Annotated in this window: 26 protein-coding genes; 12 read left to right on the top strand and 14 right to left on the bottom strand. The window is 71.2% G+C overall.

What is annotated here, in order from left to right; genetic code table 11:
* Positions 1-96: 96 nt before the first annotated feature.
* The 3 genes from FGD71_RS32595 to FGD71_RS32585 form a co-directional block, all read right to left on the bottom strand.
* Positions 97-1,200: a hypothetical protein gene (locus tag FGD71_RS32595; protein WP_119104162.1), complete on the bottom strand. Its 1,104-nt coding sequence runs from the start codon at positions 1,198-1,200 to the stop codon at positions 97-99.
* 58 nt (positions 1,201-1,258) lie between these two features.
* Positions 1,259-2,509, bottom strand: coding sequence for an aromatic acid exporter family protein (locus FGD71_RS32590; protein ID WP_119104161.1), 1,251 nt, complete (start codon positions 2,507-2,509; stop codon positions 1,259-1,261).
* Between the two features lie 145 nt (positions 2,510-2,654).
* The gene (locus FGD71_RS32585) at positions 2,655-3,149 is read right to left on the bottom strand and encodes an FBP domain-containing protein (protein ID WP_119104160.1); all 495 of its coding nucleotides are present in this window, start codon (positions 3,147-3,149) and stop codon (positions 2,655-2,657) included.
* Between the two features lie 134 nt (positions 3,150-3,283).
* On the opposite strand from FGD71_RS32585, the gene FGD71_RS32580 reads away from it, so the two are divergent.
* Entirely contained in the window at positions 3,284-4,126 is an 843-nt protein-coding gene (locus FGD71_RS32580; RefSeq protein ID WP_119104159.1) for a DUF3626 domain-containing protein, read from the top strand.
* A 32-nt stretch (positions 4,127-4,158) separates the two neighbouring features.
* Here FGD71_RS32580 and FGD71_RS32575 read toward each other — a convergent pair whose 3' ends face one another.
* The 3 genes from FGD71_RS32575 to FGD71_RS32565 are packed head-to-tail and all read right to left on the bottom strand — an operon-like array spanning position 4,159 to position 6,399.
* A complete protein-coding gene (locus FGD71_RS32575; protein ID WP_119104158.1) occupies positions 4,159-4,518 on the bottom strand; it encodes a hypothetical protein in 360 nt (119 codons plus the stop codon).
* A gap of 55 nt (positions 4,519-4,573) precedes the next feature.
* The gene (locus tag FGD71_RS32570) at positions 4,574-5,827 is read right to left on the bottom strand and encodes an MFS transporter (protein WP_119104157.1); all 1,254 of its coding nucleotides are present in this window, start codon (positions 5,825-5,827) and stop codon (positions 4,574-4,576) included.
* Entirely contained in the window at positions 5,824-6,399 is a 576-nt protein-coding gene (locus tag FGD71_RS32565; protein WP_119104156.1) for an ArsR/SmtB family transcription factor, read from the bottom strand. Before FGD71_RS32565 ends, FGD71_RS32570 begins: the two co-directional genes overlap by 4 nt.
* 128 nt (positions 6,400-6,527) lie before the next feature.
* On the opposite strand from FGD71_RS32565, the gene FGD71_RS32560 reads away from it, so the two are divergent.
* Positions 6,528-7,502 carry a phosphotransferase family protein gene (locus FGD71_RS32560; protein ID WP_119104155.1) on the top strand — a complete coding sequence of 325 codons (975 nt, stop codon included), beginning with the start codon at positions 6,528-6,530 and terminating at the stop codon, positions 7,500-7,502.
* 125 nt (positions 7,503-7,627) lie between these two features.
* On the opposite strand, the gene FGD71_RS32555 is transcribed toward FGD71_RS32560, so the two are convergent.
* From FGD71_RS32555 to FGD71_RS32545, 3 genes are all read right to left on the bottom strand, one after another.
* Positions 7,628-8,842 (bottom strand): FUSC family protein, encoded by a 1,215-nt coding sequence (locus FGD71_RS32555; protein WP_420878370.1) that lies wholly within the window; start codon positions 8,840-8,842, stop codon positions 7,628-7,630.
* A 97-nt stretch (positions 8,843-8,939) separates the two neighbouring features.
* On the bottom strand, positions 8,940-9,605 hold the full coding sequence (locus tag FGD71_RS32550) for an HAD family hydrolase (RefSeq protein WP_119104154.1): 666 nt from the start codon (positions 9,603-9,605) through the stop codon (positions 8,940-8,942).
* Between the two features lie 218 nt (positions 9,606-9,823).
* Positions 9,824-10,861, bottom strand: a complete 1,038-nt coding sequence (locus FGD71_RS32545) for a PHP domain-containing protein (protein ID WP_119104153.1) — start codon at positions 10,859-10,861, stop codon at positions 9,824-9,826.
* 180 nt (positions 10,862-11,041) lie between these two features.
* Between FGD71_RS32545 and FGD71_RS32540 the strand changes: the two genes are divergently transcribed.
* The gene (locus FGD71_RS32540; RefSeq protein WP_119104152.1) at positions 11,042-11,278 is read left to right on the top strand and encodes a hypothetical protein; all 237 of its coding nucleotides are present in this window, start codon (positions 11,042-11,044) and stop codon (positions 11,276-11,278) included.
* A 91-nt stretch (positions 11,279-11,369) separates the two neighbouring features.
* Here FGD71_RS32540 and FGD71_RS32535 read toward each other — a convergent pair whose 3' ends face one another.
* Complete coding sequence (locus tag FGD71_RS32535; protein ID WP_119104151.1) at positions 11,370-11,909, bottom strand: VanZ family protein; 540 nt, start codon at positions 11,907-11,909, stop codon at positions 11,370-11,372.
* Between the two features lie 228 nt (positions 11,910-12,137).
* Between FGD71_RS32535 and FGD71_RS32530 the strand changes: the two genes are divergently transcribed.
* Genes FGD71_RS32530 through FGD71_RS32505 form a run of 6 tightly spaced genes read left to right on the top strand, consistent with a single transcriptional unit; the run spans position 12,138 to position 15,934 of the window.
* A complete protein-coding gene (locus FGD71_RS32530; protein ID WP_119104150.1) occupies positions 12,138-12,344 on the top strand; it encodes a hypothetical protein in 207 nt (68 codons plus the stop codon).
* Positions 12,341-12,799 carry an MrpF/PhaF family protein gene (locus tag FGD71_RS32525; RefSeq protein ID WP_119104149.1) on the top strand — a complete coding sequence of 153 codons (459 nt, stop codon included), beginning with the start codon at positions 12,341-12,343 and terminating at the stop codon, positions 12,797-12,799. Before FGD71_RS32530 ends, FGD71_RS32525 begins: the two co-directional genes overlap by 4 nt.
* Positions 12,792-13,052: a Na(+)/H(+) antiporter subunit B gene (locus FGD71_RS32520; RefSeq protein ID WP_119104148.1), complete on the top strand. Its 261-nt coding sequence runs from the start codon at positions 12,792-12,794 to the stop codon at positions 13,050-13,052. Before FGD71_RS32525 ends, FGD71_RS32520 begins: the two co-directional genes overlap by 8 nt.
* A complete protein-coding gene (gene mbhE, locus FGD71_RS32515; protein WP_119104147.1) occupies positions 13,049-13,807 on the top strand; it encodes a hydrogen gas-evolving membrane-bound hydrogenase subunit E in 759 nt (252 codons plus the stop codon). The genes FGD71_RS32520 and mbhE overlap by 4 nt, the downstream gene beginning before the upstream one ends.
* Before the next feature lie 7 nt (positions 13,808-13,814).
* A complete protein-coding gene (locus tag FGD71_RS32510; RefSeq protein WP_119104146.1) occupies positions 13,815-14,165 on the top strand; it encodes a sodium:proton antiporter in 351 nt (116 codons plus the stop codon).
* Entirely contained in the window at positions 14,165-15,934 is a 1,770-nt protein-coding gene (locus FGD71_RS32505) for a complex I subunit 5 family protein (RefSeq protein WP_119104145.1), read from the top strand. The genes FGD71_RS32510 and FGD71_RS32505 overlap by 1 nt, the downstream gene beginning before the upstream one ends.
* Positions 15,935-15,945: 11 nt before the next feature.
* On the opposite strand, the gene FGD71_RS32500 is transcribed toward FGD71_RS32505, so the two are convergent.
* Entirely contained in the window at positions 15,946-16,596 is a 651-nt protein-coding gene (locus FGD71_RS32500) for a DUF4230 domain-containing protein (RefSeq protein WP_119104144.1), read from the bottom strand.
* 142 nt (positions 16,597-16,738) lie between these two features.
* Between FGD71_RS32500 and FGD71_RS32495 the strand changes: the two genes are divergently transcribed.
* Positions 16,739-17,932, top strand: coding sequence for a cytochrome P450 (locus FGD71_RS32495; RefSeq protein WP_119104143.1), 1,194 nt, complete (start codon positions 16,739-16,741; stop codon positions 17,930-17,932).
* Between the two features lie 10 nt (positions 17,933-17,942).
* On the opposite strand, the gene otr(A) is transcribed toward FGD71_RS32495, so the two are convergent.
* The 3 genes from otr(A) to FGD71_RS32480 all read right to left on the bottom strand — a co-directional run bounded on the left by otr(A) (position 17,943) and on the right by FGD71_RS32480 (position 21,068).
* Positions 17,943-19,883, bottom strand: a complete 1,941-nt coding sequence (gene otr(A) / locus FGD71_RS32490; protein WP_119104142.1) for a tetracycline resistance ribosomal protection protein Otr(A) — start codon at positions 19,881-19,883, stop codon at positions 17,943-17,945.
* Between the two features lie 219 nt (positions 19,884-20,102).
* Positions 20,103-20,519, bottom strand: a complete 417-nt coding sequence (locus tag FGD71_RS32485) for an STAS domain-containing protein (RefSeq protein WP_240436881.1) — start codon at positions 20,517-20,519, stop codon at positions 20,103-20,105.
* A gap of 120 nt (positions 20,520-20,639) precedes the next feature.
* Entirely contained in the window at positions 20,640-21,068 is a 429-nt protein-coding gene (locus FGD71_RS32480; RefSeq protein WP_119104140.1) for a MarR family winged helix-turn-helix transcriptional regulator, read from the bottom strand.
* Between the two features lie 106 nt (positions 21,069-21,174).
* On the opposite strand from FGD71_RS32480, the gene FGD71_RS32475 reads away from it, so the two are divergent.
* Together FGD71_RS32475 and FGD71_RS32470 are read left to right on the top strand one after the other, a co-directional pair.
* The gene (locus FGD71_RS32475; protein ID WP_119104139.1) at positions 21,175-22,632 is read left to right on the top strand and encodes an aldehyde dehydrogenase family protein; all 1,458 of its coding nucleotides are present in this window, start codon (positions 21,175-21,177) and stop codon (positions 22,630-22,632) included.
* Positions 22,633-22,667: 35 nt separating this feature from the next.
* Positions 22,668-23,774, top strand: coding sequence for an NAD(P)-dependent alcohol dehydrogenase (locus FGD71_RS32470; RefSeq protein WP_119104138.1), 1,107 nt, complete (start codon positions 22,668-22,670; stop codon positions 23,772-23,774).
* Positions 23,775-23,884 lie beyond the last annotated feature (110 nt).

The following is a 23,884-nucleotide window of genomic DNA, read 5'->3' as shown; positions in this document are numbered from 1 at the left end:
CCTTGGCAAGTAGCGGTGGTGAAGAGCAAACATCGTTCAAGGGCAGGTGCGCACAGTGCGGCGGCGGCACCCAGCCCACGTAGCCCTCCCCGGCGGCTACCAGTCGCCGTCCCCGACCGGTTTCCCCGGTGCGTCCCCGAGTGGCTTCACCTGGTGGGGCGACGGCGGCTCCCAGGGAGTGTGGTCGTCGCCCAGCCAGTCGCCGACCGGGTTCACCGAGCCGAGGGCGTCCGTGGGGGACAGATCGTCGGCGTCCTGGTCGTAGTAGTCGAACCACGGCAACCCGGCCCGTGTGTAGGCCGCGCGATCGACGGGCGAGGGCGGGGCCGCCTCGCCGGTGATGCGCCGCCACTCGGGAGGCGTGACCAGGTGCACGAACACGCGCCCCGCCGCCGTCCGCGCCCAGTCCGTGAGGGGGCGGTCGTCGCGGTAGACCTCCTGGCGCATCGAACCACCGACCCCGAGCCCCATCGCCGCCGCGGGCCGCGGCGCGCCGCCCGCGGGGGATGACGACCCCTGCGGGCGGCCCGACCGGGCCGGCATCGGAGCGGCCATCGGGGGCGGGGGAGGAGAACCGGGCGCGGCCATGGGGAGCGCGGCTCCATAACCGCCGGTCGCCGTCATGCTCCGCCGCCGTGCCGCCTGCTCCGCCGCATGCCGCTGCGCCTCCCGCCATTCGGCCAGGGCGGTGTCATTGAGCGGGAACGACTGCAGCTGTACGCCGCCCCACACCTCCTCGCCGGTGACCTGTCCCTCGACCGTGGCGCCGAGCCCGAGCGGAACCGCCACGAACTGACGGACCGTGCCCTTCCCGGAGTTGATGCCGTCGAGCCACGGCTGGCGTGGCAGCACCACATAGTTCTGCGGATCCCGCACCAGGCGGGAGCTCCACGGCTTACCCGAGACCGCGCACACCTTGCCGACGCCCACCTGCAGGGCGGCCGGCTCCGACGTACCGGCGAAGCTCAGCCACATGGCCTCACGCAGATACACCGGCAGCATCACACCGCCGCGCGCCAGCCACTCCGGGGGCACCGTGTCCGGAAAGTCCTCGACGCGCCGTATCGGGAACTCGCCGAGCCCCGGCGGCAGCGGATGGGTTCCCGTCTCCGGCAGGCGCAGGGTACGGATGAACCGGACCAGCACGCCGCCCGGCAGCCGCAGCGTGTTCCCGTCGATCCGCACGGTGTCGTCGGTCATGCGCACTCCCCTTGTCCGGGCGTTCTCGTCGTGCGGTCCCGCGCCGTTGTCGTGTTCGTCACGTAGCACGATTCGACGGGGTGCGACGGTTCCGCCGTGACGAGCGCAGGCCCTGGCGCAAGCGGGTCAGCCGGGGCATGCGTTCGCGCTCTTCCCGCGTGCACCGGTCCAGTTCCTCGAGGAGTCGCTGGGAACGGTGCTCCATGTCGAGTTCGTCGAGGATCCGGGTGACCTCCGTGAGGACCGCGCCGTGCAGCTGCCACGAGCGCACGTCCCGCTGGACCTCGTCGAGGAGCAACTGGGCCAGCTTGTCGCGGGTGGCGGTCGCCGCGGCCAGTTCGGAGGCGAGCCGGGCCTCCGCGGACTCCGCGCTGCGGCTGACGTCGGTGGTGACCAGCACGGCGAAGCTGACCACGGCGTCGGCGACCTCGCCCAGGAGCCGCTCCAGTGCCGCGCCGGTCTCCCGGTCGAACAGCGGCTGCGGATCGCGTTCCTTGGCGAGGTCGGTGAGGGTGCGCGCGAGAACGCGCAGGACCACCGTGCAGATCTCCAGTGTGTCGAGGCCGGTGCGCAGGACGACCCGGTGCAGCAGCCCTTCGCGTACGCGGGGATTGAGGCGCAGGCTGTCCTCGGCCTGTTTGAGGGCCGCGTCCACCTCGATGATGTCGTGGTCGAGGCGGCGCGCCTCGTGCAGCCGCTCGGTCGCGTCCGCCACCACGGGGGCGCGCCCGCCCGCCTCCTCGCCGAGCAGCAGCATCAGCTGCCGCATCCGGCGCGCCAGACCCTCGATGGACTCACCGGCCACGCCCACCCACACCGGAGGAGCGAAAAGCAGGTTGAAGCCGAGCCCGACGACGGCTCCGATGAAGGTCTCCAGCACCCGGGCCCAGGCGGTGTCACCGACCCTGGTGACGCCGAGGACCAGCATCGCGCTGATCGCCACCTCGGGCACGAACTCGCTGACCCGCACCAGATGCCCGACGGCCAGCGACGCGAGGATGAGCAGGGCCAGGCTCCACCAGGTCAGTCCGACCAGGACGCTGAATCCGATGGCGAGGACGACACCGGCCACCACCGAGTTCACCCGGCGTATGCCGGTGGTCAGTGTGGCGTAGAGGGTGACCTGTACGACGAGGAGCGCGGTCAGCGGAGCGGTGAGTGGCGCGGCCTCGGGGCTGAAGCGCAGTGCGACCACGTACGCGATCGTCGCGGCCGCCGCCGACCTTAGGGTCTGGACGACGACGGGCTCCTGGCGCCACTTCCGGGCCTGGGCCACGCCGATGGCCCACGTCTCACGTACATCGCGCATCCTTGGGCACTTCCCGTTTCACAGCCGCACCGAACGTGTTCAGTCGGCGCAGCTCACCCGAGACGACGGCAAGGACGCACAGGCCGAGCGGCCAGTCTGACACGGCCGAGAAGGCAAAGGACGAGCCCCTGGCCTGCGGGCGGGCTCAGGCGTACAGCTTGTCCAGAAAGGCGGACAGATGGCCGGTCGTCCGGGCGATCTGCTCCTCCGTCGTGAGGCTCTCCTCCATGCGGGACCCCGACTCGGGCGTCTTCTTGCCGCGTACGTACAGGGAGCAGGCGAGGTCGGTGCACATGTACACACCGACGGAGTTGCCCTCGCGGCCGGCCGCACCCGCCTTGCGGGCCGTCATCAGGGAGACACCGTTGCCCGGGTGCGTCGTCAGGCACAGCGAACACATGCTGCGGTGCAGGAAGCCGCGCCGCGAGGACGGAAAGCGCAGGGTGACGCCGACGAGGCCGTCGCCCCGCTCGGTCACGAGGTAACTGCGGTCGGGCGCCCCCGGATCGCGCCAGCCGAGGAAGTCCAAGTCGTCCCAGGGGCGTTCGGCCAGGTCGCGCGGTATCGCCAGGCGTTTGGCCTCTCCCTTGGAGCAGTTGACAAATGAGTTGCGGATGTCCTGCTCGGTGAGTGCTCTCATCTTGAGGGGTCTCCTGGGAGTCGGGTGGTCGCGAACCGGTCCCGGGTCGGGCCGACGCGCAACTGAGAGCCTCACAGCTACCTAGAGGCTCTAGCTTTCCATCTAGGCTACCTAGTCAACCGGAAGGAGATCGAATGAATTTCGGGAACCCCCGTTCGCCACGGGGGCGTGCGCTGCGCCATGTGGCGACGCTGTCGTCCGGGCCCGCCGTGGATCCGGCGCTACGGGTGACCCTGAACTTCCACCCGGACCGACTGGTGCGCGGGCTGCCGATCCTGGAGGCACTGGCCGAGGACGGCACGTACCACTCGCAGTTCGTCACCGGTACGAGCAACGGCGGGCTGACGGCACATCCCGGCGGCGACCGCTGGCGCTGGGAGAGCCGGATCTTCGCCGGGGCGTACGACGCCGCGGACGCGCACGAGCGTCCGGTGTACGGCGCGCTGAACTTCCGGCACCAAGTGGTGGGCGCCGCACCGAGGTTCGGCTCCGCGCACTTCCGGCTGACCGGAGAAGCGCTGCGGCGTGCCACGTTCTGTTACCCCGACAGTTCTGTCGATCCGACGGCGTTCGGAGTCGCCGACGGCATGTCCCTCATACGGCTGGCCGAGGAGGACGACCGGGACGCCCTCGACGACTACATCGAGGCCCAGGTGCACGGACTCGTCGTACTGGACCGGGACGCGGAGGCCCTGGTTCTCGACCCCTGCTACTGCGGCACCCCGGTGGAGGCCGCGGCCAAGCTGCTGCCGTGCCCGGTCGAGTGGCATCCCGGATACCGGCTCTCCGTCGAGGAACTGCGGCGCCACCCGGACTTCCGCGGTCCGGAGTACGTCGAGTTGGGCGCGCGGATCTCCGAGGACGGCCGCCTCGACCCACGGGTCATCGGCGACGCGGCCCGCACGGGCCGCCACGACCCGCAGGACCTGAAGAAGGTGTGGCACTGCCTCGCGCGCTTCGGGGCCCCTGCCGTCTGATTGCTGCCGGCTGTTCCTCTTCTCTTTCCCGTCTACTCCTCGTCGCTGTCCCTGTTCGACAGGCGAAGCGCGAGCGTCCGCAGGAGTTCGGTGCTCGTGATGTCGGACCGGCCCGTGTCGTGAACTTCGGCGAGTTCGGAGAAGACGAACGCGAAGGCGCCCACCAGGGAGATCGCGGCGGGCATCAGTGCGTCGACGACGGCCTGGCCCGCCTCGGCCGGAGTCGCGTCGACAGGCACTTCCACCGGCGGGAACACCTCCGTGACCAGCCTGCCGAGCTGGGCGTCGCCGACGTCCGCGTCGACGTCCGCGTCCCCGTTGATCCTGCGCACCATCTCCTGGGTCTCGGTCAGGACGCCGATCGCACGCAGGATGATCTCGCTCTGTTCCATGCGCGGAGCCTAATTCCTGCGTGTCGGCTCCGCTTGTGGTCCACCGTCTTGTCAGTCAGGCCGACTCGTCAGGTGAGGGCAGTGGCGGGGCATGCCGGACGGCCGGGCTGGCGGTGGCGATGACCGCAGTGACGAGCATGACCATGGTCAGCACCAGTACGGAGCTGGTCGGTCCGAGGGCGGTGAGCAGGTAGCCGGCGCCGAGGGAGGCCGGCGGCATGACGCCCCAGGACAGGGTCATGGCCGCGCTGGTGACGCGTCCCAGCAACTCGTTGGGAACCAGGACGGTTGTGTAGGTGATGATCACGACGTTCCACAGCGGTCCGATGAAGGCGCAGGCGGCGCCGACAACACCGATCAGCAGAGGGCTGGACGCGAGTGCGAACAGGGGCAGAAGCGCAGCCCAGATCCAGTTGACCCCGATGATGACGGTTCTGGGCGTGAAGCGATGATGGAATCTGCTCGCCGCGAGCGCCCCGATGAAACCGCCGCCGCTGTAGATGCCGAGCATCATGCCGATGGTGGTGGATGTGGCGCCGTGCTGCTGGGCGAGGACGACGATGATCAATACGAGGGCGTGAAAGACCAGGTTGCTGACGGCGATCAGCAGGATCGCGGCGCGGATGAGGGGATGGCGCCAGATCCAGCGCAGGCCTGCGGTGGTGGCTTGCCACAGTGGTTCCGGTGGTGTCGTCGTCCGATTCTGCAGGTCGCTTCGGATGAGCAGCAGTCCGATGGAGGCGATGACGTAGGAGAGCGCGTCGGCCAGGAAGGGTATGGCGCGGCCGATGCCGAAGAGCAGGCCGCCCAGGGGAGGACCGGCCAGAGCCGCGCCGCGGCTCCTGGCCTCGTTGTGGGCCACCGCGGTGGGCAAAAGCGCCGCCGGGACGATCTTGGGGAGGGCGGCGCGCTCAGCCAGCCCGAAGAAGACGAAGCACAGTCCCTGTAAGAAGGAGACCGCGGCGAGGTGAGCGATCGAGAGTGTGCCCCACCACATGGCGACCGGGACGGTGGCCAGTGCCAGGCCCGCGACGAGTTCGCTGATCAGCAGGATCCAGCGGCGGTTCCACCGGTCCACCAGCGGTCCGGCCGGCAGGTGAGCGACGAGGAAGGGCAGCGTGCCCGCGGCTCCGACGATTCCGGCGTCAGAGGGCGATTCGGTGGTCGCGAGCACGAGCAGCGGCATCGCCGTTCCGCTGATCTGGGCGCCCAGGGTCGAGACGACCTGACCGCTCCACAGGGCGACGAACTCGCGGTTGCGCCAGAGCGAGGGACGTTCGGTGGTCCTCTGTCTGACGGGGGCGGTCACGACGCGTCCCCGGGGCCCGGCGTGGGGAACGCGTGGAACACCACGGAGACATGCCGACTGCCGGGTGGCGCCTGACTGGGTTCCCGGTGCCAGCGGGAGAGAAAGGCAACGTACTCCTCTCCGAACTGGGCCAGCTCCTCGGCGGTGAGCGTGGTGCCGCCGTAGGAGTGCATGGCGGCGGCGGTGAACTCGCCGAACGTTTCCCTGCTGGACAGATAGGCGGTCAGGTCGCGCTCAGCACGTTCCATCCACTGTCGATGGACCTCATCGGCGGCGACAGCGATCTCGGGGTCTGCCGGGCGGCGCGGCAGGCGCACGTCCTGCGGGATGGCTCGCCAGTATCTGCGACGCCCGGACGAACGGTCCGTGTCCTCTTCGATGAACCCGAATCGGGCGAGTTGCCGCAGGTGGTAGCTGGTCGCGCCGCGGTCCTCGCCGAACTCGGCGGCCAAGTCGGCGGACGTGGCCGCGCCATGGCGCTGAAGCCATGCCAGCAACTGTTGCCGCAGAGGGTGAGCAAGGGCCTTGAGCGCGTCGATGTCGGACAGCATGCGCGGTTGCGAGGGAGGCATAGTGAGAAGATATCTATGCAAAGATTTCTTCTCAACCCTCGACGCGCCCCGGAGTACGCGGGTTCTCTCGTACGCTGAACCGGTTCAGGGTGGTGTCACGGCGACGAACGGAACGGGGTGGGCGCGGGATGCCTCAGGAGCGGGTCCGACTGATCCTCGAAGCGGCCGGGCTGCCGTCGGAGCGGCCGGCCCAGTGCCGGTCGTTGAGCGGCGGGACGTACAACGATGTCGAGGAAGTCGTCCTCACCGATGGCAGCCGCTACATACTCAAGACCCCGCCACCTCCCACCGCGCCCGGTCTGAGCCATGAGCGCGAACTCCTTGTCTCCGAGGCGGAGTTCTACCGCTCGGCCGCCCCGGCCGACGTACCCGCGCCGCGTGTGGTGGCCCTCTGTCTCGACGCGTCCGCTCCCACCGGCCGTCATCTTCTGATGACGGCCTGTCCGGGCGATCCGTGGGGTTCCTTCCCGGACGGCGAACAGGCGGAGCTTCGCCAGGAGTTGGGGCGGCAGGTGGCCCGTCTGCACCGAGTGTCCGGGCCCGGGTTCGGCTATCCCTCAGGCGCGCTGGGGCCGTTGGCCGCCGACTGGCGTACGGCCTTCACCACGATGTACGACGCTGTCCTGGACGACGCCCGCCGCTACCACGCCCGGCTGCCGCTCCCGGTGGACGAGGTGGCACGGGCCGCGAAGTCCGCGTACGACGCCCTCGACGAGGTCGTGGAACCGTGCCTGGTGCACTTCGACCTGTGGCGGGGGAACATCCTCGTCGAGCGCCCGGAGAGCACCGGCAGCCCCAGGATCGGGGGTCTGATCGACGGCGAGCGCATGTTCTGGGGCGACCCACTGGCGGACTTCGTCTCCCTGGCCCTGCTCGGCGACATCCAACAGGACGGGGCTTTCCTGGCGGGCTATCAAGAGGCGGGCGGCCGGGCCGATTTCACTCCTGCGGCCCGCCGGCGCCTCGCCCTCTACCGCAGCTACCTCTACCTGATCATGCTCGCCGAAACGGTCCCGCGCGCCCTGGGTGCCGACCACGAGTCCTGGCTCCATGAAGCCGTCGCTCCGGAACTCGTGGCTGCCCTGAACGAGCTCGAGGAGTGATCCTCGGCGCGGCCCATGACGAAAAGGCCCCGACCGGACGGGGGAATCACGGTCGGGGCCTTCTGATTCAACGGTAAATTACCGACGGGTGTTCCCAGGCCAGGACCGTCCAACCGTGAGCCGTATCACGACCGGCGCACCCGTACCGCACTGTCGAGGTTCCCGTCCTCTCCCGGCCGCTCGATCTCCGCCCAGATGTTCTCGGCCTGGAGCAGCAAGGTGCCCAGGACGGCCGTGCGGGCGGCGCTGAGGCCGGCGTGGTCGCGCAGGCTCGTCTGCAGGGTCCTGTGCAGTTCCCGCATCGCCGCCTCCGCCCGGCGGCGAGGGTCGTGGGAGTGCGACTCCTGCCGTGCCGTGCGTCCGCACGATTCCAGCAGCGACCGGCTCTCGCGGCGGCACGCCTCCCCGAGCAGGGCGAGTAACCGGGCATAGCTTTCCCCCGTCGTGCCGTCCGGCGGGCCGGCGATCCGGTTGTCGTCGACCGCGGCCGTCAGGGCCCGGGTCAGCGCGGCCACATGCCCGGTGATCCGGCTCCACCGCTCGTCCTCGCCGCCCGCCGGGACATCCAGCGGCACCCGGTGGAACGCCCTCAACCAGCCCCGCGTCAGTCGCAGGCTCTCCTCGCTCCAGCCACGCGCCGCGCGCAGGCCGTCGAGCCGGCGCGCCAGGCGCGTGGACGCGTGCGACCAGTTCGCGGCCGTCGACGCGTCCCAGTCGCCCTGCCGCAGGTCCTCGGCGATGCCGGTCAGCACGTCGCCCGCCTCGTGGGCGAGGGCCGCGAGGTTCTCGCGCACGTCCCGCAGGTGGATCGGGGGCAGTACCAAGGCGTTGACGGCGACCCCGATGACGGCCCCGAGGGCGGCCTGCGCGAGCCGATGGCCGATCGCGGAGCCCGACACGGCGCCCGTGGTGAGCGTGAACAGGGCGACGGTCGTGGCGTAGATGCCCTGGTCGCCGAGGCGAGGCCAGTTGCTCAGCAGCATCAGTACCGGGACGGACAGCGCGAGGGCGACCAGGGTGTCGCCGGTGACCACCTGGGCCACCGACGCCAGCAGCGTGCCGACGCAGATCGCCGCGAACTGCTGGGCCGCCCGCCGCAGCGAGCTGTAGACCGTGGCCTGAACCAGGACCACCGCCACCCATGGCGCCATCAGCGCCATCGGGTCGCCCAGCCACTCACGCGCCACCATCCATGCGAGCAGCGCCGCCGCGGCGGCCTTGAGCGACTGCGCGACAAGGTCCCGTTCTCTGCCCGGTCCACTCCCGGCCCGCCGCGCCGCACCGACGACGGCCCGCGCCTCGTCCCGCATCCGGTCCCCGACCTGACTCACACGGATCATGCGGGGCGAGTAACCGGAGAAACGGGGGGCTCATGCCTCCCGGCACGATTCCGCTTCCGGCGCGATTCCGCTTCGCCGGCACCGCCGCCGGTGCGGTTCATTCGCCCGATGCCAGGGGGCTGTCGGTCAGCGACGCCAGCAGATGACCCGGGTCCCGGTAGACGGCACGAGCACCGGCCTCCTCCAGGTCGGCCCGCGGAATGCCACCGCACAGGACGCCCACGCAGAGGACACCCGCCAGGCTTCCCGCGCGCATGTCCCAGACCGTGTCGCCGACGAACACCGATCGCTCGGCGGGTGCCCCGGCGAGTTCCAGGGCGCGCTCCACCGGCTCGGGCGCGGGCTTGCCCGCCTCCACCTCGTCTGCGCTAGCCGTGGCGCGGATGGCCTCGTCGGCGTCGAGGGCGCGGCGCAGCGCCGCGAGCTCCGGCCCGCCGGCGGAGGTGGCGAGCACAACACTCCAGCCGTCGCGGTCCAGGCGCCGCAGCAGGTCCCCGGCATCCGGCAGGGGTGGCAGCCGGTCGAAGTACGTGCCGTAGAGGGTCTTGTGCGCGGCGCTGAGCGTGTCGTCCTCGTCCGTGTCCCGGTCGTCGCCCAGCAGATGCGCGACGAGATCGTGGGCGCCGAGGCCCACCGCCCGGTGGATGGCGTGCATCGGCACCCTGTGCCCGGCCTGCCGGAAGGCCTCCCACCAGGCCGTCACATGAAGGTGGTTGGTGTCGACGAGTGTGCCGTCGACGTCGAACACGGCCGCTCGTCCCATGGGCTGTCCCTTCGCCACTCGCCAGACTTCCCGCGTACCCGCGTACCCGCGTACCCGCGTACCCGCGTACCCGCGTACCCGCGTACCCCGTGTACCCGCGTACCCCGTGTACCCGCGTACCCCGTGTACCCGCGTACCCCGTGTACCCGCGTACCCCGTGTACCCGCGTACCCCGTGTACCCGCGTACCCCGTGTACCCGCGTACCCCGTGTAAGTCGTCACGGACCGCGCACGCCGTGCGGCGTCTCGCGATGCCGCGTCCAGGCCAGCAGTTCGTCCGCCGACCAAGTGGTGACCACGCGTCCGGCGGGTACCCCGCACTCCTCGGCTCGCGCGCACCCGTACCCCTGCCAGTCGAGCTGGCCGGGTGCGTGGGCGTCGGTGTCCACGGAGAACAGGACACCCGCGTCGACCGCCCGGCGCAGGAGCCGGCGCGGCGGATCGAGCCGTTCCGGACGGCTGTTGATCTCGACCGCCGTTCCCGAGTCCGCACAGGCCGCGAAGACAGCGTCCGCGTCGAACTGCGACTCGGGCCGCCCGCGACCGCCGACGAGCCGGCCCGTGCAGTGCCCCAGCACGTCGGACAGCGGGTTGCGGACGGCGGCGACCATACGGCGCGTCATGGCCGCCGCGTCCATACGGAGCTTGGAGTGCACCGACACGACCACGACGTCGAGCTGCTCCAGCAGCTCCCGTTCCTGGTCGAGCGAGCCGTCGTCGAGGATGTCGCACTCGATGCCGGTCAGCAGCCGGAAAGGAGCCCATCGGGCGTTGAGTTCCGCCACCACGGCGAGCTGCTCCCGCAGCCGCTCGGGGGTCAGCCCGTTCGCCACCGTGAGGTGCGGCGAGTGGTCGGTGAGCACCGCCCACTCGTGTCCGAGCCCGGCCGCCGCTCGCCCCATCTCCTCGATCGGGCTCCCGCCGTCCGACCAGTCCGAATGCAGATGGCAGTCGCCGCGCAGCAGTGCCCGCAGCCGCTCACCGCCCTGAGACAGCGGATCCGGGCTCTCCCGCTCCAGCCGTTCCAGATAGCCCGGCACCTGCCCGGCCAGCGCCTCGCGCACCACCTGCGCGGTCTTCGGCCCGATGCCCTTCAGCGACTCCAGCGACCCGGCGGCCGCCCGTCGGGTCAGTTCGTCGTCCGGTAGAGCGGCCACCAGGGCCGCCGCCGTGCGGAACGCCCGTACGCGATAGGTGGGAGCCTGCGACCGTTCCAGCAGGAAGGCGATCCGGTCCAGGGCCTCGATCGGGTCCATGCCTCCACCTTCGCGCGGCTCGGACCGGCCCGCGCGGCAGCCACCGGATCCTCCCTGTGCCACCATGAAGTGCGCCCCTCGTTTCGGGCGCCGACCACGTCGGCGCGGCCTGGGCCACGACGACCGACATCGCCGCCTTGGCAGGCTTACCGGCGGCATGCATGTGGAACCGGTGGGATCATGACCGAAAGCGCAAGCCCCTACATCTCGCACCCGCGGATCACCGTGCTGGGCGTCCAGCCCGGGAATCCGCCCTTCCGCATCGTGGAGATCGACGGCTATGTCATCGGCGAGGCCAAGGCCCTGACGGACGTCCTGATGGCCGCCGCGGCGTACGGCATCCCGGTCCACGACGCCGACGACCCGGAAGTAGTCCGCTGGGTGGGCGGCGACAAGCTCACCTGGACGGTCCACTAGGGCCTGCGTCGGAGCCTGGGGCGGCCGTACGGCCGTACGCCCGAGCCGCCGCCCGAGCCGTACGCCCGAGTCGCCGCCCGAGCCGCCGTGCTCAGGCCGCGCCGCGGCGCTCGCGCGGATGCACGGCCCGGCCCAGCCGTCTGCCCAGGAGCAGATGACCGACCATCGCCCCGGTGATGTTGAGCAGCACGTCGTCTATGTCGAAGGCGCGCCCGGTGATCAGCGCGCCCTGCACCAGCTCGACCAGCAGCATCACCGCCGCGGTGAGGGCGACCACCCACAGAAACCGGCGGGCCCCGGGCAGCAGCACGGGCAGCAGGACCCCGAAGGGGATGCCGAGGACGAGATTCCCACCGATCTGCTTGACCGCGTCGCGGAGTTCGGGCTGGTCCAGGTAGGCCCGCAGCGAATGTCCCGGGCGCAGATTGCTGTGCGTCAGCGACTCGGAGGCCGGAGACGGCTGCAGCGTGAGCCGGGCCAGCGCGGCGGCGAACGCCACCATGGCCGCGACGGCGACCAGCAGTACCAGTAGGCGAACGAGAAAGGGAAGTGGTCGTCGGCCAGGCGGTGCTGTGGTCCGCCGACGGACCGACTTCGCCGTACGCGAGCGTGACGTCGGGGCACGGGCCATACAACCCTCCAGCGTTCAACTGACGCCTTGTCATGGATGGTTACCCCCGAACCGGACGACGATGCCCACGACCGACAGGTCCGACACGGGGTCGGCCGGTTTCCTGGGCGACGGCGGGGCACTCCGGGCGGAAACGTGTCGCGCGCCGCCGCCGGACGGCCGTCGGACGGTGTTTGGATGACGTATCGGATATATCGACTGAAAAAGGCCAGAGCTTCGGAGGTGCGCATGACGCGGCGTACGACTCTCCTCCACGCCTTGTCCGACTTCCTCCTGGCGCTGTTCGAAGTCCTCGCGTGGTGGGCCGTCCTGGCCGTCCTCTGGCTGGTGCTCATCTCGGTGGTGGATGCCCTGGAACTGGTGCTGGGAGCCGCCGTCGCCCTGGTCGGGGCAGTCGCGGCGCGCGCCGCGCGCCGGGCGGTGGGCGCGCGGTGAACGGCTGGACCGTCACGGCGACGGTCGCGCTGGCCGGGGGAGGCGCGGCGGCGGTGTGGGGCGTGGCCACGGGCCCGCTGCGGCGCCGGGTCGTGGCGCAGAACCTGTCCACCACGCTGGCCTGTCCCGCACTGCTCCTGCTCGCCCAGGGCTACCGAAGGCCTTCGTACGTCGATGTCGCCCTGGTCCTCGCCCTCCTGGGCCCCATCGGCACCCTCGTCTTCGCCCGGCTGCTCGCCGAGGACCTCCACGAGGACCCGCCCATCGGCCTGACGCTCACCTGGGTGGCCGTGGCCTTCTCCGCGGCGGTCGTCGCGGCGGTGTGCGCGGCCACCGGGCCGGGACGGGCGATGGTGAAACTCCTGGTGACCGGCGCGCTGATGATCAGCGGCAGCCTCGTCGCGTCCCGCGCGCTGGCCCGCGGCATGCCCAAGGGCGGTGACCGCCATGAATGACATGCTGATCGCCGTCACCCTGCTGCTGGTCGCCGCCACCGCGACCGCGGCCGTCGCCGCCCGCGACCCCGTACGCCAGGCGCTGGTCCTCGCGGTGCTCGGTGTCGCGCTGGCCCTGCTGTTCACCGTGCTCCAGGCGCCCGACGTGGCCCTGTCCCAACTCGCCGTCGGATCCGCCCTGACCCCGCTGTTGCTGCTGCTCTCCGTGCGCAAGGTGCGGCGCCGAGGCCGGCGCAAGGGGCGTACGGAGTGAGCCGGCGCGTACGGCTGTGGCTCCTGGCCCTCGGCGGTGCGGGCCTCGCCGCGCTCCTCTTCGCCGCCTGCCTGGAACTGCCCGGCTTCGGCGGCGACCGGCACCCGTACGGGGAGCGGGCGGTGCGCGAGTCCCTTGCCCGGCGCACCGCCAACGCGGTGTCGTCCGTCAACTTCGACCAGCGCGCCTTCGACACGATGGGCGAGATGACGATCCTGTTCGCGGCCGTCCTCGGCACCGTGGTGCTGCTCCGCCAGACCCGCGACGAACACCGCGCGCAACCGGCCCCCGCCCACGTCGCCCCGCCCGTCCGCCGCTACGCGCTCATCACCCTCCCCGTCGCCCTCCTCGTCGGCCTGTACGTCGTCGCCCACGGACAGCTCAGCCCCGGCGGCGGCTTCCAGGGCGGCGTGGTCGCCGCGACCGCCCTGCACCTGCTGTACCTCGGCGCCGACTACCGCGCCCTGGAACGGGTGCGGCCGGTCGGCCTGTACGAGGTCGGCGACGCCCTCGGGACGTCCGCGTACCTCGTCCTGGGGATCGCGGGCGTGCTGGCCGGCACCGCGTTCCTCGCCAACACACTGCTGCCGTACGGCACGTTCAACACGCTGTCGTCCGGCGGCACCGTCCCGCTGCTCAACGCGGCCGTGGGCATGGAGGTCGCCTGTGCGGCAGTCGTCCTGCTCGCCCGCTTCCTGGACCAGGCCGTCGAGATCGAAGAGAACGCCGTCGGGACCGAAGAGAGCGGGGAGTGAGCCGACCATGATGTCCGTGCTGCCGTATCTCGTCGCCGTCTGGATCTTCCTGGCCGGCTGCTACGGCCTGGCCACCAGCCGCAACCTGATCCACGCCGTGGGCTGCCTGGCGGTGTGCCAGGCGGCGACCTACGTGCTGCTCATCGCCGTCGGGTACCGCGACGGCGCCACCGCCCCCGTCCACTCCGACATCGAGCCCGGTTCGCGGCCCCTGGTGGACCCCGTCGTCCAGGCCCTGGCCCTCACCGATGTGGTCGTGGGCGCCACCGTCACCGCCCTGCTGCTCGCCCTCATCCTGCAGATCTCCAAACGCCACGGCACGGTCGACCCGGACGAACTCTCCGAACTGCGCGGCTGATGAATCATCCGAGCCACCTGCTGCCGCTGCTCGTCGCCGGACCGCTCCTCGGCGCCGCCCTCCTCGTCGCCTGCGGCAGCAGACTGCCGCGCGCCGCGGCCGAGCCGGTGGGCTGCGCCGTGTCGGCGGCCACCGCGGCCCTCGCCATCCACCTTGCCCTCCAGTCCTCGCCGCCCCTGGTCGAGTGGGTGGGCGACTGGGTGCCCCGCGACGGCGTGAGCGTGGGCATCGTGCTCGTCGGCGACGGACCGGCCCTCGGCATGGCGGCGCTCGCCTCACTGCTCACTCTCGCGGCACTGGCGTACTCCTGGCGCTACTTCGACGAACCGCCGCGTCGCCACACGGGCTCCTACCCGGCGCTCATGCTGCTCTTCCAGGGCGGCATGTGCGGCTTCGCGATCGCGGGGGACCTCTTCAACGCCTTCGTCTTCTTCGAGCTGATGAGCGTCGTCGCGTACGCCCTGACGGGCCACCGGGTCGAGGAGGCAAGGGCCGTGCAGGGCGCGCTGACCTTCGGCGTCGTCAACTCGCTCGGTGCGTACGCCCTGTTGATGGGCATCGTGCTGCTGTACGCGCGCACCGGAGAGCTCGCCATGACACAGATCGGGCGGCGGCTCGACGCGTACGGCCCACCCGACGCGCTGGTCCTCGCGGCCTTCGTGCTCGTGCTGACCGGGTTTCTCGTCAAGGCCGCGGCCGTGCCCTTCCACTTCTGGCTGCCGGACGCGCACGCGGTCGCGCCGACACCGGTGTGCATGCTGCTGTCGGGTGTGATGGTCGAGCTCGGCGTGTACGGAGTCTGGCGTGTGTACGGGGACGTCTTCGCGGGCCCGGGCGGCATCCCGGCGGCGGACCTGCACCGGGCGCTGCTCGTGCTCGGCGTGCTGACGAGTGTGGTCGGCGCGGTCATGTGCTGGTACCAACGGCACATCAAACGGCTGCTGGCGTATTCGACGGTCGCCCACACAGGGCTGTTCCTCATCGGCGTCGGTGTGCTGACCCCGGCGGCGGACGGAGGTGTCGCGCTGTACATCCTCGGCCACGCCGGGGTGAAGGCCGCCCTCTTCGCCTGCACGGGCATCGTCCTCGACCGGTACGGCAGCGTCGACGAGCACGCGCTGCACGGGCGCGGCCGTGAGCTGCGCGGGGTCGCGGTGCTCTTCCTCGTCGGCGCCCTGGGGCTGGCCGGGCTGCCGCCCTTCGGCACCGCGCTGGGCAAGGCGCTCACCGAGGAGGCGGCTGGGCCCGCGTTGACCGTGCTGTTCGTCCTGGTGTCGACGGTGACGGCGGGCGCGGTGCTGCGGGTCGCCGCACGGGTGTTCTTCGGCCTCGGCCCCCGGCCCGAGGAGCACGCCGCGTACGAGACGACCGGCGCCGGCGAGCGGCCGGAGACCCGGCGGCGGCTGAAGCGCGTGCCGGACACCATGAGCGCCGTCCCCGCGCTGCTGCTCGCCGCCTCGCTCGCCGTCGGCGTGGCGCCGGGTTTCGCCGCCGCCGTGGAGCACTCCGTGAGCGAGGCCGGATCCGCCGGGGCGTTCACCTCGGCCCACTGGACCCTGGCGGGAGTGCTCCTCGGTCTCACCTCGACCCTGCTGGCCGTGGCCCTCGCCGCCCTCGCCGTCACGCGACGGGAGGGGCTGCCCGGCGGGGCCTGGGCCGGACCGCTGCGACGCCTGCAGTCCGGGCACATCGGCGACTATGTCGCCTGGCTGCTCGCGGGCGCGGCCCTGCTGGGCGCACTGACCCTGCCGGGCGTGATCAACGGCTGAGGGCGGCTGCCTCACGAACCGTACGTCACGTGGACCTCCTTGAAACCCAGGGAGTGCAGCAGGCCTTCGAGCATGCCGGTCGTGTTCTCCTCGGCGCGGGCTGTCAGTTGACTCTTCTCCGCGGCGTCCCCGATGTGCCGGGCCGCCAGCCGCTGTACGGCCCGTTCGTCGTTCGGGTTGTCCGAGAAGATGTCGCCGAGCCGGTCGAGCAGCCCGCGCTGTTTGGAGACGGCGTAGGAGTGGTCGGGGTCGAGCGCGGGCTTGCCCAGCGCTGCGTGCGGGAGCTTCAGCGTGGCCGACGTGCGGTCGTCGTTGACCGTCACGTCCTTCTCGCCGATCTTGCCGAGGTCCACATAGGCGTCCACGGTGCCGGCGCCCACGTACAGCGTGCGCGTGCCGCGGAGTGCGTCCGGCAGGAACCTGGCGTCCTTCTCCAGGTCCACCACGACCTGGAAGTTGCCGGAAGCGGCGTCGTAACGGCTGATGTCCTGGATCGACTTGAGGAGCGTGGGCCCCGACCGGTCATGGGTGTCCTCGCGGAACACGTCGCGCAGCCCGGGCAGCAGACTCAGCCGCAGCCCGGCGAGGAGTACCACCAGTACGAGGAGTACCGCGCTCAGGATCTTCGCCCATCCGGGCAGGCGCTTCAGGGAAGTCGTCATGTCGACCGCCCTCCTTCCCATCTGCCGGATACCCCTCAATCGCCGTGCCAGACCGCATCGTTGGCCGAATGAACCGGTGACGGGGGCATTTGCGGCGCACTAGCGTGGGGACAGGCCCACCGGCGCGCCAGGGGAGAACCGGATGACACCACACAGCACCTCCCGGCACCTCGTCCCCATGCATCGCGTGAGCCTTCCCGAGTCCGGGCCGCCCCGTCGCGGCACACTCGCGACCGGCACACCCGTCTGGCTGATCAGCCGGCACGCCGACGTGCGCCAGGTGCTCATGGACCCCCGCTTCAACCGGAGTTCGCTGTACGGCGACGACCCACCGCGCCTGCTCGCCGTACCGAACCTGCTCGACAATCCCGACGGGCTGCTCAACCAGGACGGTCCGGCCCATCAGCGGCTGCGCCGGACGGTGCAACGGGCGTTCACACCACGGGCGATCGCACGCTGGCGGCCCTGGGTTGCCGGGGTGGTGGAGACGCTGCTCGACCGGTTCTCCGAGCAGCCCCGCCCCGCCGACATCGTCGAGGGGTTCACGCGTCCGCTGCCGGTGTCGGTGATCTGCCGTCTCATGGGCCTTGACCACGTGGACGGCGAGAGCATCCGCCACTGGTCCGACCACGCGCTCTCCGGCGGCGCGCACACGGCCGAGGAAGTCGGCCGCGCCATGCGGGAGTTCGGCGAGTTCGCCGCGCAGCTGATCGCCGAGCGGCGGGCCGCACCCGGTGACGACCTGGTCAGCGAGCTGGTGGCGGCCGGGGACGCGAGCACCGGCGTCGAGGACCCGCAACTGGTGTCCCTGGTCTGCGGGTTGGTCGTCGCGGGACACGAGACGACCATGACAGCGCTCGGCAACGCGGTCGTCTACCTCCTCACCGACGGCCACGCCGCCTGGCAGGGCCTCGCGAAGGACGAGGCGGCCGCGGCCACCGCGGCCGAACAGCTGCTGCGTACGGTCCCGCTCAGCGAGGGACGCATCCTGCCCGGACTGATCCGGCGGGCCGTCGAGGATGCGGAGATCGGCGGTGTGACGATCCCGGCGGGCAGCGTGGTCGCCGTCCAGACGAATGTCGCCAACCGCGACCCCCACGTCTACCCGCCGGGCCCGCCCGACCTCTCTGCCCCACTCCCGACCCCCAGCGTGGTGTTCGGCGCCGGCCCCCACCACTGCCTCGGTGCGTGGCTCGCCCGCCTGGAACTCGAACTCGCCCTGCACCACCTCGCCGCCCGCTTCCCGCTGTTGAGCGCCGGTTTCACGCCCGACACCATCAGCTGGCGGGAGGGCCAGATGACACGCAGCCCGCTGCGGCTGCCCGTCACCTGGTAACGACACCGCCCTAGCGCGACACTCGCAGTTCACGGTCCCCCGACGGGCGTGACCACCAGACGCCCTCGCCGTGTGTGAGGCCCGGTAGCCGCAGCTCGACGTCGCGCACGTGCCGGGCCGGGAGCTCGCCCGTGACCAGCCATGCGGTGCGGCCTCCGGTCGTCTCCTTGAACTCCGAGCCGCACGCGGCGAGTCGGGCCGTGACCGGGGCGAGCGCGTCGAGCGGCAGCTCCGCCTCGAAGGCGTGGTACGGCTCGTACATCCGCGTCCCCGCCCGCTCCAGGGCGCGCCGCAGTACCACCGGCGTGAGCCCGCGGAAGTCGGCGGCCGTGCTGATCGGCGCACAGAAGCCCGAGCGGATCAACGTGACCCGGCAGTCCGTCACGGCCCAGCCGCTGAGGCCGCCGTCGAGCAGGGTCGCGTGGACCGTGTCCTCGATGGCCTGGTGGAATGCGCGCGGGAGAGCGCCGAGTTCGGTCTCGTACGTGAAGACCACGCCGGAGTCGCGCGGTCCGGGATCGACGCGGAGCCCGATCGTCGCCCAGAACCCGGTGTGTCCATGCCGCTGGATCTCCTCGTACGCCTCACCGGTGCCGGCCGGGCGCTCCAGGTACCGGACTCGGCTCGGCTCGAACTCGGCCTCGATGCCGAAGTCCTGCGCGAGCGTCGCCGCCAGGACCTCCTTCTGGACCTCGCCGTACAGGAGCAGCGCGGTGCTGCCCAACGGCCCGGGCCCGGCGTGGAGGAGCGGGTCCTGGTCGGCCAGGGTCAGCAGAGCGGATCGCAGCGGCGCCGCCTGCGCGGGCTGCCGGGCGTGGACCAGGGTTTCCAGGGTCGGGGCGGCGAACTGCGGTGCGCGATCGGGTGTTTCGCCGAGCCGGTCGCCGACGCGAATGCCGTGCAGGCCGGTCAGGGCGGCGATGTTGCCCGCGGTGAGCGGCCCCTCGCGGCCGACCACGTCCAGTCCGGTGACCCGGCCGGACACCTCCGTGGTGCGCCCATCGGCCTCGCGCCGAAGGAACGTGAGCCGCTGACGTCGCGTCACTTCGCCCTCGAACAAGCGGAGATAAGCCGTCCGCTCGCCAGTGGGTCCGGTCCGTACGGCGAAGACCGTGCCGCGCGGCTCGGGCATCCGGCCCGCCTGATTCACCTCCTGATTCACCTCCTGATTCACCTGTGGTGTCCGACCCGTCGGAGTCGCTTGTGGCGGCCGTGGCGTGGGGATCAGCCGGGGCAAGGCATCGACGAGTTCGGCGACGCCCTGGCCGCCGAGTGCGGAGCCGAAGAGGACAGGGTGTACGGAGCCGTCGGCGGTGCGCGCGGCGAGGGCGGCGCGCAGTGCGGCGCCGGTGGGCGCAGGGCCGTCCACGACCGCGGCGAGAATGCCCGGGTCGACCTCGGCCAGCGCCTCGGCCGTACGGGCCTCGTTCAGCGGGCGCGGCAGGCCGCGGGCGTGCGGGGTACCGATGTCGCGTACGCCCGTGAGCGGCACGATGTGCGGGGTCAGCCTGTGCCGGATGTCGTCCAGCAGGTCCTCGTCCCGGGCGCCCGCGCGGTCGATCTTGTTGATGAACACGAGCGTGGGCAGGCGCAGCCGGCGCAGGGTCTTCATCAGGACCCGTGTCTGGGCCTGTACGCCCTCCACGGCGGACAGCAGCAGCACCGCGCCGTCCAGGACCTCCAGGGCACGCTCGACCTCCGCGATGAAGTCGGAGTGCCCGGGGGTGTCGATGAGGTTGATCTGCACGTCCCCGGCGGTGAAGGCGGCGACGGCCGAGCGGATGGTGATTCCGCGCTGCCGCTCGATCGCGCCGTCGTCCGTACGGGTGTCGCCGGAGTCGACGCTGCCGAGCCGGTCGATGGTGCCGGAGTCGAAGAGCAGCCGCTCGGTGAGGCTGGTCTTACCCGCGTCGACGTGCGCCAGGATGCCGATGTTCAGGGTGGTTCGCATGAGTGGTCGAGTCCTCGAGAACTGTCGTCCGGTGGGGGCGAGGGGTTTCGAGGAATCGGCGCATTCGGGGCTCCTGCGATCGACGATGTGGGCGCGTTTGGGCGCCGGGCCATCATGGCGTGGTCCGGCTACGCGGGCGCAAGCGAATTTTCCCGCCGCGGACGCGGCGTGCGTGAACGGAAGTACCGAAGAGCCGGCGAAGGTATGCCGGAAGGTGGGTCAGGCGGATCCGCAGGCGGCCCCGGAGCCGGCTTCGGAGATCGCCTCGGAGACGGCCTCGGACCGCTCCAAGGCCTCGTCCAGGGTCGTCAGCGGGGGCAGGACCCCCGCGAGTCCGGTCGCATGGAGGATGCGCAGGGTCGGCGGGTGAGCGCAGACCAGCTGCAGCCGCCCGTCCCGGGCGAGGATCCGGCGCCGGGCCCGGTACAGCAGACGCAGGCCCGAGCAGTCGAAGAACTCGACGTGCCGCAGATCGAGCACGACCCGTGCGCAGGGGCGCCCCGTCGCCGCGTCCAGGTACGGGGTGATCTCCAGTGCCGCGATGATGTCGATCTCGCCGTGGAACGCCAGCACGAGGTGCCCGCGCTCCCGGTGGACGCGCAGATGAGGCGTGAGGGGTTCGGATGCGTGGCTCACGACGACATCACCCCCTCCTCGTGGCTGGAGGCCCCAAAACCCTGCCCCAGCCCGCGACTTACCCTCGATGAGGTGAATTTCAGCATGTTCGATTGACATATGTCTTCGATTTACGGGGTTCTACGACAGCGCGTGCCACGCCTTTGACAGGGCCAGCCGGAACTGGTCGGTCTGGTGCGCCGTGAGGTTGGAGACCATGCGCTCCTCGAGGTCCCGTACGGGTTCGGCGTGCCGCGCGAGCAGATCCCGGCCAGACTCGGTGAGAAGGATGAGTAGCTCTCGGCGGTTGCGAGGGTTGCGCTCGCGGCGCACCAGGCCCCGGCTCTCCAGCGCCCGGACCACGTCGGCCACGGACTGCGCGGTGACGAAGGAGTCGCGTGCCAGTTGCGCCGCGGACAGGCCGTCGTGCCGCTCCAGGACGGTGAGCGAGGTGTACTGCAGCGCCGTGATTCCCGACGGTCTCAGCAGGTCGTCGAGATGGGAGCGCACGACGAGTTCCACCTGCTTGATCATGTACAGGAGTGAGGGGGACGTCTTGGTGGCGACCATGCGGGTCAGCGTAAGGCATTGACAGGAAACCTGTCTGTAATGAGACTGCGAACCAACAGGAATCCTGTTGGTTGAAATCTTAGCGATCAAGGCTGAGGAGTGGGCAATGACGACCACCTTCGAGAGCGGGCCCGGGCGGCTGTTCATCGGTGGACAGTGGCGCGAGGCGGCCGACGGGGCACGCATGGACGTGATCGACCCGTCCACGGGTCAGGTGGTCACGACGGTCGCCGAGGCGGGCGCGGCCGACGTCGACGCCGCCGTACGGGCCGCGCGCGACGCCTTCGACAACGGCGCCTGGTCCGGGCTGAGCGGCCGCGAGCGCGGCCGGATCCTGCACCGCGTCGCCGAGCTGATACGCGAGAACGCGGACGAGATAGCCGCCCTGGAGAGCCGCGACGTCGGCAAGCCGATCACGCTGTGCCACGCCGTCGACGTGACGAACGCGGCCAACGACTACGAGTACTACGCCTCCCTCGCCTGGACGCTGGACGGCGCCACCCGCGACATCCCCCTCAACGGCCTCGCCTATACCCGGAGCGGCCCGCTCGGCGTGGTCGCCGCGATCACGCCCTTCAACTTCCCGCTGATCCTCGCCGGATCGAAGATCGCCCCGGCGCTCGCGGCCGGAAACACGGTGGTGCACAAGCCCGCCGAGGAGACCCCGCTCAGCGCCCTCTACATGGCGGGCCTGCTCAAGCAGGCCGGTGTCCCGGACGGCGTCTACAACGTCGTCACCGGTACGGGACCGGTCGCGGGCGAGGCCCTGCTGCGCAACCCCGGCGTCGACAAGATCGCCTTCACCGGCTCCACCGCGGTCGGCCGGCACGCCGCGAGCGTCGCCGGCGAGGGCCTGAAGCCGGTCACCATGGAGCTCGGTGGCAACGCGGCGCACATCGTCTTCGAGGACGCCGACGTCGAGAAGGCCATCGGCGCGATCATCAAGGGCTTCGTCTTCAACACCGGCCAGTTCTGCATGGGCGGCCCGCGCCTGCTGGTCGCGCGCCCGCTGTACGAGACCGTGCTCGGCATCCTCTCCCAGGCCGTGCCCGGCGTGCCCGTCGGTGACCCGCGGGAGGCCGAGACCGTGGTCGGGCCGATGGCGGGGGAGAGGCATCTGAAGAAGGTCGAGGAGTACGTCGAGCTGGCCCGCAAGGAGGGCGGCCGCCTGGTGTGCGGCGGTGAGCGCCTCGACCTGAACGGCGGCTTCTACTACAAGCCCACGGTCATCGCCGACCTCGGCAACGACTCCCGGGTCGTCCAGGAGGAGATCTTCGGCCCGGTCCTCACCGTGCAGCCCTTCGACTCCGAGGACGAGGCCGTCGAGATGGCCAACTCCACGCCGTACGGCCTGGCTTCGGGCCTCCAGACCACCGACCTCGCCCGCGCGCACCGCGTCGCCGACCGGCTCCAGGCCGGCATCGTCTGGGTCAACGAATGGGCGATGCTCGACCCCGCCGTCCCGTTCGGCGGGGTGAAGGCCTCCGGCTTCGGCCGCGAGTACGGGCCCGAGGCGCTCGCCTCGTACACCAAGGTCAAGTCCGTCGTCATCTCGCTCGACTGAGCGCCCCCGCCTCTTCAAAAAAGGGAGTTCGGAGTATGTCCACCACTCGCGCAGCCGTGGTCGAGTCCGGGGGAGCGCCGTTCACGCTGTCCGCCGTCGAGCTCGACGAACCGCGCCCCAACGAAGTGCTCGTCCGGATGGTCGCCGCCGGGCTGTGCCACACCGATCTCGGTGTGGCCGGCGGCGGTCTGCCGTTCCCGTTGCCCGGAGTCCTCGGGCATGAGGGCGCGGGCGTCGTCGAGGCCGTCGGCTCGGGTGTCACCGGGATCGAGCCCGGCGATCACGTCGTGCTGTCCTTCACCTCCTGCGGCGACTGCAAGAACTGCCGCGACGGCCACCCGGCCTACTGCGCCAGCTGGCTGCCGCTGAACCTGCTCGGCGGGCGCCGGCCCGACGGCACCAGCACCATCAGCCGCGACGGCGAACCGCTCGGCGGACACTTCTTCGGCCAGTCCTCGTTCGCCGAGCGGGCGCTGGTGGACCAGCGAAGCCTGGTCAAGGTCGACCGCGACGTACCGCTGGAGTCCATCGCGCCACTGGGCTGCGGGGTGCAGACCGGCGTGGGCGCCGTGTGGAACGTCCTCCAGCCCAAGACGGGGGACACGCTGGTGATCCTCGGTGCGGGCGCGGTCGGTCTGTCGGCCGTGATGGCCGCGGCGCTGACGCCGGCGACCACGGTGATCGCCGTCGACAAGGTGGCCGAACGGCTGGAGCTCGCCCGCGAACTGGGCGCCACCCACACCGTGAACGCCGGTGAGGGGGACATCCTCGAGGCGATCCAGACGATCACGGACGGGGCAGGGGCCGACGGGGTCGTGGAGACCACCGGAAGCGTCGCCGTCCTGCGCAAGGGCGTGGACGCGCTCGCTCTGCGCGGCACGTTGGTGATCGTCGGCGCACCGCCGTTCGGCTCGGAGGTGGCTCTGGACGTCAACGGCATGCTCGGCGGCAAGCGGGTGGTCGGCCTGACCCTCGGCGACCACGAGACCCAGAACGCGATCCCGGCCCTGGTCAAGCTGGTCCGCGAGGGCCGGCTGCCGCTGGACAGGCTGATCAGCAAGTACGCGTTCGAGGACATCGGCCAGGCGGTGCAGGACATGGGTGCGGGCAAGGCGATCAAGCCGGTACTGACGTTCGGCTGACGTCCCCCGAAGGGTCCTGGGCGGACCCCACCGGAAGGCAGGACCCCCGCCTGGCCCCCGCCTGGCGTGACCAGGCCGATGCCGCCGCGCGCTCGCGCGCGGCGGCATCG

It is taken from the genome of Streptomyces sporangiiformans (assembly GCF_005768555.2).
Taxonomy (GTDB): Bacteria; Actinomycetota; Actinomycetes; order Streptomycetales; family Streptomycetaceae; genus Streptomyces; species Streptomyces sporangiiformans.
The sequence above is the reverse complement of the archived record's forward strand: the minus strand, read 5'-3'. Positions and strand labels throughout refer to the sequence as shown.

Excerpts from the sequence above, each read along its gene's own strand:
- FGD71_RS32520 (WP_119104148.1), top strand. The coding sequence starts at position 12,792 with ATGAATGACATGCTGATCGCCGTCACCCTGCTGCTGGTCGCCGCCACC.
- FGD71_RS32500 (WP_119104144.1), bottom strand. The coding sequence starts at position 16,596 with ATGACGACTTCCCTGAAGCGCCTGCCCGGATGGGCGAAGATCCTGAGC.
- FGD71_RS32565 (WP_119104156.1), bottom strand. The coding sequence starts at position 6,399 with ATGCCTCCCTCGCAACCGCGCATGCTGTCCGACATCGACGCGCTCAAG.
- FGD71_RS32595 (WP_119104162.1), bottom strand. The coding sequence starts at position 1,200 with ATGACCGACGACACCGTGCGGATCGACGGGAACACGCTGCGGCTGCCG.
- FGD71_RS32480 (WP_119104140.1), bottom strand. The coding sequence starts at position 21,068 with ATGGTCGCCACCAAGACGTCCCCCTCACTCCTGTACATGATCAAGCAG.
- FGD71_RS32555 (WP_420878370.1), bottom strand. The coding sequence starts at position 8,842 with ATGATCCGTGTGAGTCAGGTCGGGGACCGGATGCGGGACGAGGCGCGG.
- FGD71_RS32560 (WP_119104155.1), top strand. The coding sequence starts at position 6,528 with ATGCCTCAGGAGCGGGTCCGACTGATCCTCGAAGCGGCCGGGCTGCCG.
- FGD71_RS32545 (WP_119104153.1), bottom strand. The coding sequence starts at position 10,861 with ATGGACCCGATCGAGGCCCTGGACCGGATCGCCTTCCTGCTGGAACGG.
- FGD71_RS32580 (WP_119104159.1), top strand. The coding sequence starts at position 3,284 with ATGAATTTCGGGAACCCCCGTTCGCCACGGGGGCGTGCGCTGCGCCAT.
- FGD71_RS32590 (WP_119104161.1), bottom strand. The coding sequence starts at position 2,509 with ATGCGCGATGTACGTGAGACGTGGGCCATCGGCGTGGCCCAGGCCCGG.
- FGD71_RS32575 (WP_119104158.1), bottom strand. The coding sequence starts at position 4,518 with ATGGAACAGAGCGAGATCATCCTGCGTGCGATCGGCGTCCTGACCGAG.
- FGD71_RS32585 (WP_119104160.1), bottom strand. The coding sequence starts at position 3,149 with ATGAGAGCACTCACCGAGCAGGACATCCGCAACTCATTTGTCAACTGC.
- FGD71_RS32475 (WP_119104139.1), top strand. The coding sequence starts at position 21,175 with ATGACGACCACCTTCGAGAGCGGGCCCGGGCGGCTGTTCATCGGTGGA.
- FGD71_RS32505 (WP_119104145.1), top strand. The coding sequence starts at position 14,165 with ATGAATCATCCGAGCCACCTGCTGCCGCTGCTCGTCGCCGGACCGCTC.
- FGD71_RS32495 (WP_119104143.1), top strand. The coding sequence starts at position 16,739 with ATGACACCACACAGCACCTCCCGGCACCTCGTCCCCATGCATCGCGTG.
- FGD71_RS32540 (WP_119104152.1), top strand. The coding sequence starts at position 11,042 with ATGACCGAAAGCGCAAGCCCCTACATCTCGCACCCGCGGATCACCGTG.
- FGD71_RS32535 (WP_119104151.1), bottom strand. The coding sequence starts at position 11,909 with ATGGCCCGTGCCCCGACGTCACGCTCGCGTACGGCGAAGTCGGTCCGT.
- FGD71_RS32510 (WP_119104146.1), top strand. The coding sequence starts at position 13,815 with ATGATGTCCGTGCTGCCGTATCTCGTCGCCGTCTGGATCTTCCTGGCC.
- FGD71_RS32550 (WP_119104154.1), bottom strand. The coding sequence starts at position 9,605 with ATGGGACGAGCGGCCGTGTTCGACGTCGACGGCACACTCGTCGACACC.
- FGD71_RS32530 (WP_119104150.1), top strand. The coding sequence starts at position 12,138 with ATGACGCGGCGTACGACTCTCCTCCACGCCTTGTCCGACTTCCTCCTG.
- FGD71_RS32470 (WP_119104138.1), top strand. The coding sequence starts at position 22,668 with ATGTCCACCACTCGCGCAGCCGTGGTCGAGTCCGGGGGAGCGCCGTTC.